Below are 16,594 nucleotides of genomic sequence, written 5' to 3'. Positions count from 1 at the left end.
TGGTACGGACGTCGCGTTAACCGCGAGCCGTTACCGGTGAAAGATGACAGGCAGGTACTAACCCCTCTTCTTTCAAAATTGGCGGAACGGACGGGACTCGAACCCGCGACCCCCTGCGTGACAGGCAGGTATTCTAACCAACTGAACTACCGCTCCGTATCGTCATATGGGGTTACCCCCGTAACGGAGTGCGAATTTTACGGATTTCACTTGGCTTGTCAAACGTTTATGTACCGGAAATTGCGATTTTTTTATATCTTTCCCGGCCATCAGATGCATTGTTCAAATAGCAGTCAAAAACCCTGAATTCTGGCTATTCCGAAGACAGTAGTCTTCGCAACCAGCAGCCACACAGGCGAAAATAAGCCTGCTTATCTTGCCCTGGCAAGGAGATCAGGGTAGATAGCCGTGTCCTGAGTTCCCTGTGACTTGTTTCAGTTAAGCCGATACAGATAAAGTAGTCTGATTATCTTTAAACCTGTCCGAGGATTTATGCCGAAACGAACGGTAAAGGAAGCTCTGACGGCATTCGTTGAACGTCAGCAGTTATTGCAGCACAAGGCCCCCCAGACCCCGTTTGATCCAGAATGGGCATCGCCTTGCTATTCAGGCAATGCCCTTCCGGGAGAATTAATCTCCTGGAAGCCTGTCGCACAGACAGAATCCAGCGATATGTTCTCTCGGCTGGAGGATGCGCTGGAAATAGAGATTCATCAGGATCTGATCGATTTCTACAGCCAGTACTGGTCCGATCCGCTCCCCGCGCTTTTCGAATCAAACCCGTTAAACTTACTTCAGGCGTGGAACAATGATGACCTGGAACGACTGCGCGGCAATCTTATCGGCCATGCGCTTTCGAAACAGAAGCAGCGTCAGCCCCTTACGCTTTTCTTTGCCTGTACCGAACCCGATGGTGAATACTTTCTCAGTGTTGAGAACGAATCCGGTCAGATTTTGCTGGAAGCACCGGGTAAACCACCGATAAGAAAAATCAGCGATTCTCTGGCAGAATTTATCGATTGCTTAGAGCCATTAACTATTCAAGACACGGAGTAAGCCGATGTTGAAACGTACACTACCACTTGCACTGACCGCAGCAATCCTGAGCGGCTGCAGTGGTTTACCTTCACAACAGCTTGAGTTGTCCCCTCAGATCACAACCACCCATCAGCTCCCGAATGACACACAGATTCTGGTGGATACCTTTGATAACAGGGATTCACAGATTCTGGGGTTTCGTATTGACCGCCTGAACAATAAAGCCCCCATCAGCCTTGCCAATGCCGAAAGCGTTATACGGGTTGCAGCTGAAAACGCCCTGAAAAAAATGGGTGCGGCGAACTTCACCACCGGTGAATTCGATATGACAATCTTTATCGATGAAATGAAATACGAAGCCCGGATCGAAAAGCTGATTCAACATATCGATCTGGCAATAAAGCTGCGTGTAAAAATCGAGAAGTATGACAAACATTATGTCGGCAGCTACGGCACCACCCAGCAGCATCAGTTTGTCAGCACACCAACCCCGGAAGATAACAAAGAGATTGTTGAGGCCCTGTTAAACCAGACCCTCGACCGCGCATTTTCCGATCCCCGCCTGCTCGAGTTCATTCAGGCAAACTAAGTCCGACAAGAAAGGTCTTGAGCGACAGGCTCAGACCTTTCGTTTACCAACCTACGGTATACGAGAGCAGACGGCTAATCTGACATAGCGGACGACCAGACTGCGCGCGCCATTCGTTAAATGCCTGCTGAACCTTAATAAGATCCCGCTTGGCCGTTGGCCTTTTCTCCACGATCCCCTGCGCTTTCAGGGCTGCAACGACATCATCCGTCAGCATAAAGGTATCTTTGCCAGCCATTCGCAAGAACGCCGGTCCGGAGTTTCCACCCAGCTGGGCACCACGCTTCTTCAACTCAGCCCAGAGACCGATAATATCCTCTTCAGGCCAGTCGGCCAGCCAGCGGGCAAAGCTGCCATGAACAGCGGCTATATCATGCACCATCAGTGCGTTAACCCGGGTAGCTTTGATCTTGCCCCAATGGCGTATCAACTGATCATTTTGCATCAGGTTTTCGAGCTGCTGATCGCTCATCAGGCTGACTTTATCGGGATCAAAGCCCCAGAATGCAGTTTCAAAAGCAGGCCACTTGCTATCAACCAGGCTATATTTTAATCCAGCCCGGAAAACACGCCGGGTAAGGTCTGACAGCAGGCGGCCATCTCCCTGCAGGGCAAGCACATCGCGACTCAGGGGTTCAGGCAGCAGGCTCTCAATATCCTCACCGGCACGATGCTCGGCAACATGCTCGTAAATCCATTTAAACGACTTCATTCCGGCTTATCTTCCTCGCTTTCATACTCAAAATTCAGAGAAACCGAGTTAACGCAGTACCTGAGCCCCGTCGGCTGAGGACCATCAGGGAACACATGTCCGAGATGAGAGCTACAACGCGCGCAGCGGATCTCCACTCGCTCCATGCCGTGTGTACTATCGCGATGCTCCTCGATTACATCTGCAGCCACCGGTTGCCAGAAACTGGGCCAGCCACTTCCGGAGTCATACTTTGTCTGCGAATCAAAGAGCGGTTCACCGCAGCAAGTACAGCTGTAGCGACCGTCAGCCTTGTTGTCATAATATTTGCCCGTGAAAGCCCGCTCAGTCCCCTGACGGCGACAGATCCGAAACTGCTCCGGGGACAATTGCTGCTGCCATTCCTCATCAGTTTTACTGACTTTATTGTGCGATTCACTCATAGCATAAAACTCTGTTGGTTCTTTGGGACAACCTGTTGCAACCGGATATCAGTGTGGTTATAACGGATTGTTTTTTTGCAGAATTAAAGCGCGTATTATTACGCCTCTTCAATATCGACTTATGACCGTTTGCTACGCCGAAAATTCAGCGTAGTCGCAGGAACAAACCATGCCAGTTATTCGCAAATCCAACAAGCTGATCAATGTCTGCTACGACATCCGTGGCCCCGTTCTCGAAGAAGCCAAGCGACTCGAAGAAGAAGGTGCCCGCATCCTGAAGCTGAATATCGGCAACCCCGCCCCCTGGGGTCTGGATGCGCCAGAGGAGATTGTCCAGGATGTCATCCACAACCTGCCTCAGTCTCAGGGCTATTGCGATTCTAAAGGTTTGTTCTCCGCGCGTAAGGCGATCATGCAGGAGTGCCAGCGCAAGGGCTTTCCGAATGTGGGCATCGAGGATATCTATATAGGCAACGGCGTTTCTGAACTGATCGTAATGGCGATGCAGGGACTGCTGAATGATACTGACGAAATGCTGATCCCTGCACCGGATTATCCGCTATGGACTGCCGCCGTCAGCCTGTCCGGTGGCACACCGGTTCACTACCACTGCGACGAAAGCAAAGAGTGGATTCCGGACCTTGACGATATCCGCAGCAAGATCACCGAGCGCACCCGCGGCATCGTAATCATTAATCCAAACAATCCTACCGGTGCGGTCTATCCGAAAGAGGTTCTGGAACAGATTCTTGAGCTGGCGCGCGAGCACAACCTGATTGTGTTCGCCGACGAGATCTACGACAAGATCATCTACGATGATGCCGAACATATCCCAATGGCCTCACTGGCAGATGACGTGCTATGCATCAGCTTTAACGGCCTCTCTAAGACCTATCGCGCGGCCGGTTACCGCTCTGGCTGGATGGTAGTCAGCGGCCCGAAACATCATGCCCGCGACTATATCGAAGGACTGGATATGCTGGCCAGCATGCGCCTGTGCTCCAATGTCCCGACCCAACATGCCATTCAGACGGCTCTCGGCGGCTATCAGAGCATTAACGAGCTGATCCGTCCTGAAGGACGCCTCTTCGAACAGCGTAACCGAGCCTGGAAGATGCTGAACGAAATACCAGGCGTGAGCTGCGTGATGCCTAAAGGCGCGCTGTACCTGTTTGTCCGTCTCGATCCCGAAATCTATCCTATCAAGAATGACGAAAAGCTGGCGCTGGATCTGCTGCAGCAACAGAAAGTACTGATCGTCCAGGGTAGCGGCTTTAACATGCCGGGAACCCAGCACTTCCGTATCGTTTTCCTGCCACGGGAAGATGAGCTTTGTGACGCAATCGAACGTATCGCCAGCTTCCTTAAGCAATATCAGCAATAAGCCTTTTCCCCTGCTCTGGCAGCCCCGCTGCCGGAGCCACCCTGCGACTCTCGCCATACCGATCGTTCGCCGTAAACGAAACGTCATAAAACCGCCATAAAATCGCGGATATCTGATTTACAGACCCTATCAAAACCGGACAGCAGCGCTATCAGAAGCAAGAACAACCGGTAATACCAGCTTCGCTGATGAAGCCAGCGAATACGGATAACCCGGTTAACCAGGTATCGCCTTGCAAATAATCCGGCCACAGCAAGCAGCTACGGATAACGAGCACACAATGTTTATCAAAATCAGAAAAAACTGCGGCATCTATATGGAACACAACGGCCTGGAGAAGCGCCACCTTGTTCCGGTCACCTCCAACTTCCTGATTAATCTCAACCATATTGCAGAGGTCTCCTTTTACAGCATAAAAGAGACCAAGGTACGCTACGATCTGGAGCACAGAGAGTTTAATGTCCCTGTGCATACCCGCGTTATCCATCTGCAGATGAGCTACCTCTACGGCTCATACAAAGAGAGCATCAACGGCAATAAAGCCCGCCTGGTAGACCGCTGCTATTACAAGCTCTACTTTATGCCGGACGAGATGGGGCAATACGAAAGCGTACGCAGCCAGATCGAAGGCCTGGTGGTTAATCCGGAGTAAAAACCGATACAGCCCTCCTCCCGCCTATCAGATATCGGACGATCAGATTGCTGATCGCCCGTTATCCAGGGCAGCTCTTATTGCCGTATGGCGAACTAGGGGCAAGACGATACGTCTGTTTAGATTATCTCCCCCGAAATAGAAACTTCTTGTATTAATATCCGGTGACAACAGAACCGAACATCGGGAAAAGCCCGGGCTCTAAGTCATAAATACCTCTAAGTGTCTATCGGCCCTCCTGTAGCGGGCTTTCCGAGCATTCGTTCACCATCCCTGCAAAACTTGCAAAAGCACTGAATCCCCTCTAAACAAATGTAAGAACATGGATCCACCAAACCGGATTGGTAGACGATTGGATAAAGGAATCCGCTCGTCGAACTAAAGGAGCAGCTATGGAAATCCGCGACCTTCTTGCAAACACCAGCAAACTGCCAAACGTTCCAGATGTAGTGCGTGAACTGATTCAGGCCCTGAATAATCCTTCCGCCGATTACGGCACCATCTCTGAAAAAATCGCTAAGGACCAGACGCTTTCGCTCAAAGTACTGCGCATGGTCAACTCGGCTCACTTTGGACTGAGCCGTAAAGTTTCCTCCATTGACGAAGCGGTTGTCATGCTAGGCATGGCACGCCTGAAAACGCTGGTGATCGCGTCCGGCCTGGCCGGTTCAGTACAGGAAGTAGAAGGGCTCGACCTGAAACAATTCTGGTCGGAGTCATTTCGCGTTGCCACACTGGCCAGATGGTTCGCCGAACGTGGCCAGGGAATTGACCCCGACATCGCATTCACTGCCGGCCTGATTCACAATATCGGCAAGCTGCTCCTGCATATCACCCAGCCGATGCAGGCCCTGGCAATCCAAAGACTGATTAATGAATCCGGCTGTAGCCGATCCGACGCCGAGATGGAGCGCATGGGCTTCACTACACCTGAAGTAGGTGAAGCGCTATTAGAGCTATGGAAATTCCCACCGGAACTGGGTGAAGCCGTCCGCCAGCATAAAAAACCAGAAACCTTTGAAGATCCTTCACTGGTTGCAGCAGCGGTCAACCTGGGTTGCATGGTTAACGCCGCCATTCGCGAAGGACACAGCGTAGAAGATCTGCAGGCACGATTCCCAACCGAATCTGCGATTATTGCTCACCTGCCGGCCGGCATTGTGAACGAACTGGGCGAGGCTATGGCGCTGGAAAGCGGTCTCGACGGGGTCCTGTAACCCTCCCCCCATAAAGAAACTGATAGAAAGCCCGCTTGCCGCAGCGGGCTTTGCGGCTTAACCGGTGAGGGATTCGCCCAGCACGAGACTGACCGCTTTCATCAGATCTTCCACATCCCGCATCGCACGATGACGCCGCAGCTGGGTTTTAGCAATCATGCGGTATTGCACCAGCTGCTCGGCAGCCAGCACATGCTCCAGCCCCACCAGGTCAAATGATGGTTTCATTTCCGCCGCCGCAAACAGCCTGCGCATCCAGAACGAATCAAACTCCAGCGCATCGCTGATTACCTTGCGCCCCAGCAGGGAGCGGTTGAGGCGTCGGGCCGATTCACGGGCACAAAGCTGACCGGCAAGATCTTCCGGCGCAATACCATGAAGCTCTTCAGCGAACTCATCCCAGTAATCCCAGCCTTCGACCCGGGCAGGATCAATCAGAAAGTTATCACTCGATCCATCCGCCGAGTCCTTCCAGGCTACTTCTATCGGATATGAATCCGGCCCCAGGCCGCTGGCTTCCAGATCGATATAAACGAAACTCACAACTCTTCTCTCTTATACAGCAGCACTTTCAGTCCCTTTTCCAGTTCTGCTTCCGGAAAATCATCCGGATTATCCAAGCGTTGAATCAGATTAAACCCGGGACACTCCTCTTTCATAATCTGACAGAGAAATTCAGTCCCGACCTTTGGGTCATTGTGGCAAGCCAGTACCTGAGCGCCGGGTTCTGTCAGTTCATTCAGGCGCCGGATCACCCGCCGGTAGTCTTTCTCGGCGACAAAACTGCCGGGTTGAAAGCTCGGCGGATCAATAACCACCAGTTCGTAGGGGCCTGCCTGCCGGACTTTCTTCCAGGATTTAAACAAATCATGTGACAAAAAGGTTGCTGCTGAACGATCAAACCCATTCAGCTGGCTGTTTCTGCGTCCGGTCGCAATCGCTCCGCCGGACATATCCACGTTGACCACATGACTGGCACCACCTGCCAGTGCCGCAGCAGAAAAAGCGCAGGTGTATGCAAACAGATTCAGGACCCGAAGCCCCTGAGCATTCGCCTTCACCCACTGGCGCCCCTTTCTCATATCGAGAAACAGGCCGCTGTTCTGATTACGTTGAGGTTTGACCCAGTATCTCAGGCCCAGTTCAGTCGCTTCCATCTCCTCGGGAACCTCGCCCCAGGCCACCTGGTTAACCGCGTCCTGACCGCGCCCGCGCAGCTGCACCACCAGCCCTTCAATCATGGAAAACTGTTTTAGCGACCCGGTAAGCCGGTCCAGCCACTGCTGATCCACAGCCCGATACAGGCGTATTACCGCCACTGGCGGAAACCAGTCGATGACCAGATCTTCCAGCCCCGGATAACAATGTCCGCGACCATGAAACAGACGGCGGACTTCTCCATCTGACAAAGCGAGTTGCTGTGCTACTGAGTCTAAAACGGGCTGCATATCTTCGGGCATTTTGTCATGAAAAGCGGCGATTATAGGCCGTACTCTGATGATCAACCAGCACTGCGCAAAAAAACCGCAACGGCAGTTGAAACTAAGTGTGCCAACCACCATCTAAAAGTGGACTCAGCGGAAAGGACGATTGAATCCTTTGCGCAGATTCCGGATTCTATGCGCCGGATTCAGTCGCACCTGAAGTCCGAACCGACCATAACTTAAAAGGAAACACTAAAGATCATGATGCGGATCGTCTTATTCCTTGCGACCAACCTTGCGGTACTGCTGGTTGCCAGCGTAACCCTCAGCCTTCTGGGGGTTGATCACTATGTCTCAGGCGCCGGCCTGAACCTCGGCAGCCTACTGGTATTCTGTGCAGTATTTGGTTTTGCCGGCTCTCTGATCTCACTGTTTATGTCCAAGTGGATGGCCAAGAAGTCCACCGGCACCTACATCATCGAGCAGGCAAGTAATGCTGATGAACAGTGGCTGCTGGACACCGTGGCAGACCTGGCACGCGATGCCGGTATTAAAATGCCGGAAGTAGGCATCTTCAATTCCCAACAGTCCAATGCTTTCGCCACCGGCTGGAATAAGAATGACGCCCTGGTAGCCGTCAGCACCGGCCTGTTGCAGCGCTTCCGCCAGGAAGAGATCCGCGCCGTACTGGCCCATGAGATTGGTCACGTTGCCAATGGCGATATGGTCACCCTGGCCCTGGTTCAGGGTGTGGTGAACACCTTCGTTATGTTCTTTGCCCGTATCGCCGCCTACGCGGTGGACAGCTTCCTGAAGAGCGACGATGAAGAGGAAAACGCGGGCGAAGGTATCGGCTATTTCATCACCGTCTTCGTCTTCGAAATCCTGTTCGGCATTCTGGCATCCTTTGTTGTGGCATGGTTCTCCCGCTACCGCGAATATCGCGCCGATGCGGCAGGTGCCAGCCTGTCCAGCAATCACGCTATGATCGGTGCCCTGCAGCGTCTGAAAGCAGAATATGATATGCCGGGCGACCTGCCAGGCCAGATGACTGCGTTCGGCATCAGCAGCCACCTGAAACAGGGCATCTCCGGCCTGATGGCCAGCCACCCTCCGCTGGATGACCGTATCGCAGCCCTGCAGAAACAGGGCTGATTACAGCAAGCCAAAACGAAAAAAGGGGCCTGAGGCCCCTTTTTTATATCCGGATTTTACGGCGCTTACAGACTATTCATCTGCTTGTAGCGCGCCATCAGCTCAACCGGCTGCTTCTTCTTGTTGCCCTTGTTCAGAACAAACACAACCGTCTGACCTTCAGGTCCGGCACCGATCTGTGTGAAGCGGTAAGGCGCTTCGCCCACCTGACGCATGGACTCCATATCAGCCAGTGTACTGAATACGTACAGGCGACCGTCTTCGCCACGCAGCTCGCCGTAGAAACTCTCAGCCGCTTCCTGCTTACCGTAGTACATATCTACACCGGCAATACCGCTCTGCTTCTTCTTATCCTTACCGCGCAGACCGAAGACCAGCGTTTCACCCTCAGGGCCGCCACCGATGAATACTTTACGGTAGGAGGTCTCGCCTACCTGCAGGAAAGACTTGTATGTCGCGAAATCATCAAAAACGTAGTAACGGCCTTCATGCATCACTTCGTACAGGTCATCATTGTTCACCTGCGGTGCAGCAACAGGTGCAGCAGCCTGAGCGGCTTCAGCCTTAGGCTGGTTAGACTGGCAGCCATACAGGCTGAACATAGCACCGGCAACCATTACACCAGCAATCAACTTTTTCATCGCAATCCCCTAAATTCCGTGTGACTGAACGGAGGCTCCCTCTACAGGCGACAGCTGCCCTGTTCACTTCATCAATCTGCGACCGACACTCAGTAACGGTCAGCTCAGTCAGACGAAACTCAACAAGATTATTCGGGCAAAGGCACCAGAGCCTCAATCAGCGAGAAACTCTAGCCACTGCCTATTACATAATTGTTTCAGGAGGCTTCATCGAGGAAGCTGAAAGAGATAAATGTGGTAAAAAGCGTCACGATGATCAGCAGGGGAAGTGACGGGAAGATTAAAACGATACTCATCGCACCGAGCCAGAGCAGGTAAAGTCGCTTCACCCGGGCCTTGTGCCTGGATGTGAATACACGGCGGTAGAAGTGATTCTGATCCGGAGTCTGATCCTGCATCCAGTGCGGAAACATCAGTGATATCAGAAAGCGAAGCAGATGCGCAAACATAGTCCCCCCGACAGGAAAAGAACCCTGTCTGCACAGGGTTCGTTACAAACTGCGGCTATGGCGGCCTACCGCGAAATCAGAGATCCGCCACGCGATAAAGCACCGAATCATGGTAACCGGTAGTTACCGCGATCAGGCCGGACAGCATACTGTTCACTTCCGTATCATTGCTATCAACAATCAGCGGACGACCATCCAGTGCCTTCAGCTTGGTCTTGGTAGCAACCACAATGATATTTGGCTTACCCAACCGTTTCAAAAGTTCTGCACTGAGCTGCTGGTTGCCACGCCCGATGATATGTCCCTGACCGCCGATTACTGTAATAACCAAGCGACAATCGTGACCTTGCGTTAATTCTAGCAGTTGCTGCGCCGTACAGTCGGAGGCTATCAGCTCGCCATTTTCAATCAAGTCGACGCCCAGCAGCGTGTTTTTAAGGCCCAGTTGGTCCATGATCGCCTGTACCGTCGAACCGGAGCCCATAATATAGCGAACGTCATCTTCCATCCTTTCGATAAAATCAGCCGCCACATCATCAATTACCAGGCTTTCATCTTCCTTAGCGCCATTTTTCACGCTCTGCAGGTAACGATGTTCCTGAGGAACCAGCAGTTCGCCGTAGTAACGCGCCCGGACCTTACCCTGTCGAAAGGCGTCTTCATCAATATCCCGGACCTCCTGATCGCCCAGCGTCACCAGCTCGCCGCGAATCAGCATGGCAACAATCTCACCGGCCGCTTTGGGGGTAATGGCATAAACACCCGAATGGATTTTCACGCCCGCCGGAATACCCAGCACCGGAAAACTGTCATCCAGTGCATTGCAGATATTGCGTGCCGTGCCATCCCCCCCGGCAAACAGGATCAGATCCACACCGGCCTGTTGCAGCAGCAGAGCGGCACGTTCGGTATCCTCAGCTGAGGTCGCCCCCGGGCTGATCTCACCGATCACCTGAGGTTCAAAGCCGGCTTCCCGGGCAACGTCCTCACCCATCTCACCCGGATAGGTGCAGATTTCCAGCTCCAAGCCCTGAAGCACCTGCAACGCCATCAGCGTGCGTTTATTGGCCAGCGGTTCGGCGCCCATTGCCAGCGCCTTCTTCGCGGTATCATCACCGTCGCTGCCCTTAAGCCCGACGCTGCCACCCAGACCCGCCATCGGGTTTACTATCAATCCCAGTCGAAACACTTCATCGCCTCACGCTAAATCGTCAAGATTGCCGGTCTCTATCAGGAACTGTTGATAGACAAAGCCACTCAGCACCAGCCGGGTTTCCTCGTCCAGATCCAGATATTCAACACCATGACTGTATACGGTGGCCGGTCCCCCTTCGACCTGATTTATATTACGGATAACCGCCGGAACCAGAACCATCTGATCCATATCAGCGACGGATAGCCGCATACTCAGAAACAGGCGGTCATTGATCCGTCCCAGCGCGTGGGGCGAGTCAATGCAGGCACCTGTCAGGCTTATATCTTTGCAAAAGGCCGTGCAGGGCCATTCGGCAAAGTGATTAACCCCTTCTTCCATCTCATCGACGGACACCAGCAGATTCACCGGCACCCGGGTGTGTTGCCGGATACGCCGGGTCTCCAGCTGTTTCGGATATTCCAGATGCCAGTATGAGAACGGGGTGCTATGCACCTTCAGCACCCGGGAACTGAAGGCAATAATGTAGTTTCCGCTCATCAGGCGGGCCGTAATCGGCGCACCTTCATTGGTAACCACGGCCCGGCCAGCACTGACCGGCGCCGAGATCATAATACTGCCGCCCTCTTTATAGCCCAGCAGCTTGCAACTGTAACGCCGCCGCGGCGCATGGGTTTCGATACGCACCTGAGCACCAATCTGTGGTTTCAGGTCGCCAAGTACCAGATTATTGGGTAACTGTTTCAGAGCCTGGCTCATTTCACGCTCATACTGCTAACTTTCACGCTCATAATGCTAAAGAGGACCGCATACTTTAAGCGATTTCAGCAGGGGCCGCGAGTGTAAAACCCAGTGCCGACAGTTCCTGCTGCAAGGCAGGATCAGTCACCCCCTTCACTCGCAGGGAAGCAAATTCTCGACGTACCGGGTAGTGCTTGCGCAAGGCATCAAAATCGAGCGCCCGGGTGCCCTCCGGCTGCTTCAGCGTGGCACGCAGTGCCCGGTCATCACGATAAGGGTCATAGCGTAGCCGGATCAGCTCCAGCGGCGTGATCTGGTCGTTTACCGTCACCTCCGCCAACGCCGGCCGAGGCAGGAAATGCTCCAGCTGATGCTCAACTTCCAGGCCAAGGTACTGACAACAGGCACGGTAGAGCATCCAGGTGCCACGAATCTTGCCATCCTGGCTGTAACCGGCAATATGCGGCGACACTATCCTGACCTGGCCTGCCAGCCGTGGATCGACCACCGGTTCGTGTTCCCAGACATCCAGCACCAGCGTCAGATCCGGGCGCTGCTCGCTCAAATTCAGCAACGCGATATTATCGATCGCAGGGCCACGACCGGCATTCAACAGGATAGCCCCCGGTTTCAGACTGGCTAGGCGCACCTCATCCATCAGATGAAAGCTCGGATGATCGCCATCACGGGTTAATGGGGTATGCATACAGATGAAATCGGCTTCAGCCAGCAAACGATCCAATCCCACCAGACCTTCATCACCGGCTTGCTGGCGAGGGGGATCATTCACCAGCACGGATAAACCCAGAGCCTTCAGGCGCTTTACCAGACGTCCGCCGACATTACCGGCACCGATCACGCCAAAAGTCCTGTCAGATGGCTTAAAGCCCTGTTCATCCGCCAGCTGGTAGAGCGCCGACAGCACATACTCCACCACCGCATCGGCGTTACACCCTGGCGCGCTGCTGAAGCCGATCTCGCGCTGACGCAGCAAAGCGGTATCGATATGATCGGTACCGATGGTGGCGGTACCGACAAAGCGCACCGGACTGTTGTTCAGCAAAGCGTCGTTGACCGGTGTAACCGACCGCACCAGCAGGATATCCGCATCTGCCAGCTGATCAGATCGCATCTGACGCCCCGGCAGGGTTATCACCTCCCCCAAGCCAGCGAACATCTCCCGGACTGCGGGCATATTTTCATCGGCAACGATCTTTAAGGGCTTATTATTCAAACTTTTACCTCTGTCAGACTTTACAAATCTCTCAGGATCAGGCTCAATGCGCCGGTTAAATTTTCCCGCCTGTAATCCATTGTACGGTAATACCCCATTGATAGCGCGCTGGCATAAAGGTCAGGACTACTTTGTCGTCCGTCTTTATCGTGATCTGGTCGGTGACTGGATCATCTCCCAATGTTGGGGTAATAGCTCCCAGGGCACCAGTGCGTCTACAAAAACAATTCTGTCTACCTATCAAGAAGCACGCCTGCTGCTGAAAGAGATCAATCAGCAACAAAAAACGGCGGGCTACAGCCCTGCCGAACGCGATGAAATACAGCTCGATTTCTTCGACTAAGCAAGCCCTGCTACGCCCGCACACCCGATCTGCATCAAACAGCGACCAATAGACGTCCCGTCTACGACCAAAGTGCAGCCCCCTATCTGTTTAACCCCCTTCGCCATCATGCTATTTCTAGTGCTCATTAAAGAATTCAATAAGAATAACGGACTAATCCGGCATGAATGCATCACTTTCAGGTCATCAGATAAAAAGCCTGCTCTCAACCACAAGCGTGGCGATCTTCGCGATCGGTATCGCTTATTTTGCGGGTCTGAGCAGCGATAACCTGCTCTGGCTGAGCGGAATCAGTCTGACACTGATACTTGTCAGCCAGCTGAGCCATCACGGCTTCATCACCCGCTCGTTGCTGCAGAGTATCAGTCACGCTGCCGCCGGCCGGGAAGATAAAGGCAATACAGCTTTAACCGAGCTGAATACTATCGCCAGAAACACCCAACAAAGCCAGGCCGTAGGCGACCGGCTATCAGGCACGGCCAATGCCAATGCCATCGCCGCAGCGGAGGTCTCCTACTCGGCAGATATGCTGAAAACCAAGATGGATATCCAGGTGGAGGAGATCGCCACCATCGCAGAGAATGCCGAAAACATCACCGTCACGGTGCAGCAATCTGCCAATCAGGCCAATATCGCCGCCGAACTGGCCACGCAGGCCAAGCAGACCGGACGTGATGGACAAAAGGCGCTGCAGGACGCGATCAGCAGTATCAGCCACCTGAAGCAGCGCACTGCAGAGACCCTGACCCTGATCGAACAGCTGAATGCCAAATCGGCCAAGATTCAGGATGTCACTGCCGTCATCGAAGAGATCGCCAACCAGACCAACCTGCTGGCCCTGAACGCCGCCATTGAAGCCGCCCGCGCCGGCGAGCATGGTCGCGGCTTTGCTGTGGTTGCTGATGAGGTCCGACAGCTGGCTGCCCGCACCGCCAGTGCCACGGGAGAAGTAGGCCAGATCGTGGACGAAATCCGCAATGAAACCGAGCAGGTCGTGGATCGTATCCAGATACTGTCCAGTGAGGTGGAGTCCGGTACCGAAGCCATGGAACAGGTTGGCGAGCAACTGGGCGGTATCGCCGAGCAGTCCGCCGCAGTGGAGGAACAGATCGCAGTGATTAGCGAAGGTGCCACCAACAACCAGCAGAACCTGCTGCAGATCGCCGGTGCGATAAAGTGCATTCGCAATGAGATGGAAGCAGGTGACGAGGAAGTGCGCCAGCTGGCGACTCAGGCAGGCGCACTGATGGAGATGGCCGAAGTGTCTAATGCGGTTCTGGCGGAATGGACCGAAACCAACTATCACAAGCAGTTCTATGAGATCGCCCGGCAAACCGCCGATCAGGTTGAGCAGGCCTTCTGTCGGGCCCTGCAGCAGGACAAACTCAGTGAAAACGACCTGTTTGACCGCAATTACCAGCCGTTAGAAGGCAGCAATCCCCAGAAATATCACACCCGCTACGACCGTTTTACCGATCAGGTCCTGCCAACGATTCAGGAAGCCGCCCTGCATCGTCATAGCAAAGTGGTGTATGCCATCGCGACCGATCCGGCAGGCTATATTCCAACCCACAATAATCAGTTCGCCCAGCCACCTTGTGGCGACTACGACACCGACCTGGTCAAAAGCCGCAGCAAGCGCCTGTTTAACGACCGCACCGGTGCCCGTTGCGGAGCCCATACCCAGACCATGCTGCTGCAAACCTACAAGCGCGATACCGGCGAAGTAATGCACGACCTGTCAGTCCCGATCATCATCAACGGTAAACACTGGGGCGGCGTTCGCGTTGGCTACTGGCCTGAAGCGACCTGATATCCACTGACCTGACAACCATTGCCCCAACCCTGAACTCCCGGCACCGATCCAACCGTGCCGGGGCCTGTTATTAGACTAACGACTAACAACCTCTCATTGGCATTCACTGCCAGCGGGGATATATTGCTGCTTCATGACAGGGCAACGAGGCCTTAGAGAGGATTTATGAGCAAGTTTGATTTCGCACCGATGCCAACCGCCGAGGGGTACTTCGGTGAATATGGTGGTCAGATCATCCCACCCGAGCTTAAAGCTATTATGGATGATATCGACCGCGCCTATGAAGAGATTCGCCAGCAGCCTGAATTTCAACAGGAACTGGATTCTCTGTTTCATGACTACGTCGGTCGCCCCAGCCCTGTTTATCACGCCCGTCGTCTGAGCGACAAACTGGGCGGTGCTCAGATTTACCTCAAGCGTGAAGACCTGAACCACACCGGTGCCCACAAGATCAACCACTGCCTGGGCGAAGCCCTGCTGGCCAAGTTTATGGGTAAAACCAAGGTGATCGCCGAGACCGGTGCCGGTCAGCACGGCGTTGCCCTGGCCACCGCCTGCGCCCTGGTCGGAATCCCCTGCGAGATCCATATGGGTCAGGTGGATATCGAGAAAGAACACCCGAACGTCACCAAGATGAAGATCCTCGGCTGCAAGCTGGTGCCCGTTACCCGTGGCACAGCCACCCTGAAGGATGCCGTCGACAGTGCTTTCGAGGAATACCTGAAAGACCCGCAGAACTACATCTACGCCATCGGCTCCGTGGTCGGCCCGCACCCGTTCCCGAAAATGGTACGCGACTTCCAGAGCATCATCGGCAACGAAGCCCGCGAACAGTTCCTGAGCAAGTTCGGCAAACTGCCTGACTACGTTACTGCCTGTGTCGGCGGCGGTTCCAACGCCATCGGCACCTTCACCGCCTTCCTCAACGATGAGAACGTCAACATCGTCGGCGTCGAGCCCGCCGGTAAGGGCCTGGATACTAAGGATCACTCCGCAACCCTGACCAAGGGCAAGCCGGGCGAGATCCACGGTATGAAGTGCTACGTCCTGGAAGATGAGAACGGCGAACCGATGCCGGTCCACTCCATCGCCTCCGGCCTGGATTACCCGGGTGTCGGCCCACAGCACAGCTACCTGAAAGACCAGGGCCGCGTCGACTACCAGTCGGTCTCCGACCAGGAGTGCCTCGACGCCTTTATGACCCTCTCCCGTGTCGAAGGGATTATCCCGGCGCTGGAAAGCTCACACGCCGTCGCCTGGGCGATGCGTACCGCACCAACGCTGGACAAGGATACAACCATCCTGGTCAACCTCTCCGGCCGCGGCGACAAAGACGCCGACTACGTGGCAGAGAAGTTGGGGCTGTAATTCACATCCAGCCCATGGCGGAAAGCAGGCTTCCCCGCTTTCCGCCCCCCTCCTTTGAACATCCTCAACTTCCCCAATGTGAGCAATCCTCTCGCTTCCAGACCAAAAACCGCTCTTCGGTGCCCGCTGCTCATTTAAAACCACATCCTCCCGAAACCAAGTGCATAGCTTACGCTCAGGTAGCTACTAATGTTCATACTGAATGCCGGGTCAAAATCCGGTAAAGTTGAGCGGATATTCTGGATACCAATGGATT

Annotated in this window: 18 protein-coding genes and 1 tRNA gene; 9 read left to right on the top strand and 10 right to left on the bottom strand. The window is 54.0% G+C overall.

What is annotated here, in order from left to right; genetic code table 11:
- Nucleotides 1-79 precede the first annotated feature (79 nt).
- Nucleotides 80-156 (bottom strand) — tRNA-Asp (locus Q354_RS0111125).
- Nucleotides 157-492: 336 nt separating this feature from the next.
- Here Q354_RS0111125 and syd point away from each other — a divergent pair.
- Together syd and Q354_RS0111115 are read left to right on the top strand one after the other, a co-directional pair.
- Nucleotides 493-1,056: a SecY-interacting protein gene (gene syd, locus Q354_RS25455; protein ID WP_036229451.1), complete on the top strand. Its 564-nt coding sequence runs from the start codon at nt 493-495 to the stop codon at nt 1,054-1,056.
- Nucleotides 1,057-1,060: 4 nt separating this feature from the next.
- Nucleotides 1,061-1,627 (top strand): YajG family lipoprotein, encoded by a 567-nt coding sequence (locus tag Q354_RS0111115; protein WP_027857667.1) that lies wholly within the window; start codon nt 1,061-1,063, stop codon nt 1,625-1,627.
- 43 nt (nt 1,628-1,670) lie between these two features.
- Here the strand turns inward: Q354_RS0111115 and Q354_RS0111110 are convergent, their stop codons facing one another.
- On the bottom strand, nt 1,671-2,339 hold the full coding sequence (locus Q354_RS0111110; RefSeq protein WP_027857666.1) for a DNA-3-methyladenine glycosylase I: 669 nt from the start codon (nt 2,337-2,339) through the stop codon (nt 1,671-1,673).
- On the bottom strand, nt 2,336-2,761 hold the full coding sequence (gene msrB / locus Q354_RS0111105) for a peptide-methionine (R)-S-oxide reductase MsrB (protein WP_027857665.1): 426 nt from the start codon (nt 2,759-2,761) through the stop codon (nt 2,336-2,338). The genes Q354_RS0111110 and msrB overlap by 4 nt, the downstream gene beginning before the upstream one ends.
- Before the next feature lie 169 nt (nt 2,762-2,930).
- Between msrB and Q354_RS0111100 the strand changes: the two genes are divergently transcribed.
- From Q354_RS0111100 to Q354_RS0111090, 3 genes are all read left to right on the top strand, one after another.
- Nucleotides 2,931-4,145 (top strand): pyridoxal phosphate-dependent aminotransferase, encoded by a 1,215-nt coding sequence (locus Q354_RS0111100; protein WP_027857664.1) that lies wholly within the window; start codon nt 2,931-2,933, stop codon nt 4,143-4,145.
- A 280-nt stretch (nt 4,146-4,425) separates the two neighbouring features.
- Nucleotides 4,426-4,797 carry a hypothetical protein gene (locus tag Q354_RS0111095; protein ID WP_027857663.1) on the top strand — a complete coding sequence of 124 codons (372 nt, stop codon included), beginning with the start codon at nt 4,426-4,428 and terminating at the stop codon, nt 4,795-4,797.
- A gap of 392 nt (nt 4,798-5,189) precedes the next feature.
- Entirely contained in the window at nt 5,190-6,014 is an 825-nt protein-coding gene (locus Q354_RS0111090; protein WP_027857662.1) for an HDOD domain-containing protein, read from the top strand.
- Between the two features lie 57 nt (nt 6,015-6,071).
- On the opposite strand, the gene Q354_RS0111085 is transcribed toward Q354_RS0111090, so the two are convergent.
- Nucleotides 6,072-6,557: a 3'-5' exonuclease gene (locus Q354_RS0111085; RefSeq protein ID WP_027857661.1), complete on the bottom strand. Its 486-nt coding sequence runs from the start codon at nt 6,555-6,557 to the stop codon at nt 6,072-6,074.
- Entirely contained in the window at nt 6,554-7,423 is an 870-nt protein-coding gene (locus Q354_RS0111080; RefSeq protein WP_322786145.1) for a class I SAM-dependent methyltransferase, read from the bottom strand. Before Q354_RS0111080 ends, Q354_RS0111085 begins: the two co-directional genes overlap by 4 nt.
- 276 nt (nt 7,424-7,699) lie before the next feature.
- On the opposite strand from Q354_RS0111080, the gene htpX reads away from it, so the two are divergent.
- Nucleotides 7,700-8,593, top strand: a complete 894-nt coding sequence (gene htpX / locus Q354_RS0111075; RefSeq protein ID WP_027857659.1) for a protease HtpX — start codon at nt 7,700-7,702, stop codon at nt 8,591-8,593.
- A 65-nt stretch (nt 8,594-8,658) separates the two neighbouring features.
- Here the strand turns inward: htpX and Q354_RS0111070 are convergent, their stop codons facing one another.
- The 5 genes from Q354_RS0111070 to pdxB all read right to left on the bottom strand — a co-directional run bounded on the left by Q354_RS0111070 (nt 8,659) and on the right by pdxB (nt 12,811).
- Nucleotides 8,659-9,234, bottom strand: coding sequence for a hypothetical protein (locus Q354_RS0111070; RefSeq protein WP_027857658.1), 576 nt, complete (start codon nt 9,232-9,234; stop codon nt 8,659-8,661).
- A gap of 197 nt (nt 9,235-9,431) precedes the next feature.
- Entirely contained in the window at nt 9,432-9,683 is a 252-nt protein-coding gene (locus Q354_RS0111065; RefSeq protein WP_027857657.1) for a hypothetical protein, read from the bottom strand.
- A 76-nt stretch (nt 9,684-9,759) separates the two neighbouring features.
- The gene (locus Q354_RS0111060) at nt 9,760-10,872 is read right to left on the bottom strand and encodes an ATP-NAD kinase family protein (RefSeq protein ID WP_027857656.1); all 1,113 of its coding nucleotides are present in this window, start codon (nt 10,870-10,872) and stop codon (nt 9,760-9,762) included.
- 9 nt (nt 10,873-10,881) lie between these two features.
- The gene (locus Q354_RS0111055) at nt 10,882-11,595 is read right to left on the bottom strand and encodes a flagellar brake protein (protein ID WP_027857655.1); all 714 of its coding nucleotides are present in this window, start codon (nt 11,593-11,595) and stop codon (nt 10,882-10,884) included.
- A gap of 55 nt (nt 11,596-11,650) precedes the next feature.
- Complete coding sequence (gene pdxB, locus Q354_RS0111050) at nt 11,651-12,811, bottom strand: 4-phosphoerythronate dehydrogenase PdxB (RefSeq protein ID WP_027857654.1); 1,161 nt, start codon at nt 12,809-12,811, stop codon at nt 11,651-11,653.
- Between the two features lie 46 nt (nt 12,812-12,857).
- On the opposite strand from pdxB, the gene Q354_RS0111045 reads away from it, so the two are divergent.
- The 3 genes from Q354_RS0111045 to trpB all read left to right on the top strand — a co-directional run bounded on the left by Q354_RS0111045 (nt 12,858) and on the right by trpB (nt 16,338).
- The gene (locus Q354_RS0111045; protein ID WP_245601031.1) at nt 12,858-13,154 is read left to right on the top strand and encodes a hypothetical protein; all 297 of its coding nucleotides are present in this window, start codon (nt 12,858-12,860) and stop codon (nt 13,152-13,154) included.
- A 163-nt stretch (nt 13,155-13,317) separates the two neighbouring features.
- On the top strand, nt 13,318-14,967 hold the full coding sequence (locus Q354_RS0111040) for a methyl-accepting chemotaxis protein (protein ID WP_051560063.1): 1,650 nt from the start codon (nt 13,318-13,320) through the stop codon (nt 14,965-14,967).
- A gap of 168 nt (nt 14,968-15,135) precedes the next feature.
- Nucleotides 15,136-16,338 carry a tryptophan synthase subunit beta gene (gene trpB, locus Q354_RS0111035; RefSeq protein WP_027857651.1) on the top strand — a complete coding sequence of 401 codons (1,203 nt, stop codon included), beginning with the start codon at nt 15,136-15,138 and terminating at the stop codon, nt 16,336-16,338.
- The last annotated feature ends 256 nt before the right edge of the window (nt 16,339-16,594 follow it).

Origin of the sequence: Marinobacterium jannaschii DSM 6295 (assembly GCF_000620085.1) — a bacterium.
Taxonomy (GTDB): domain Bacteria; phylum Pseudomonadota; class Gammaproteobacteria; order Pseudomonadales; family Balneatricaceae; genus Pontibacterium; species Pontibacterium jannaschii.
Note: the sequence above shows the minus strand (reverse complement) of the source record. Positions and strands in the feature narration are given on the sequence as shown.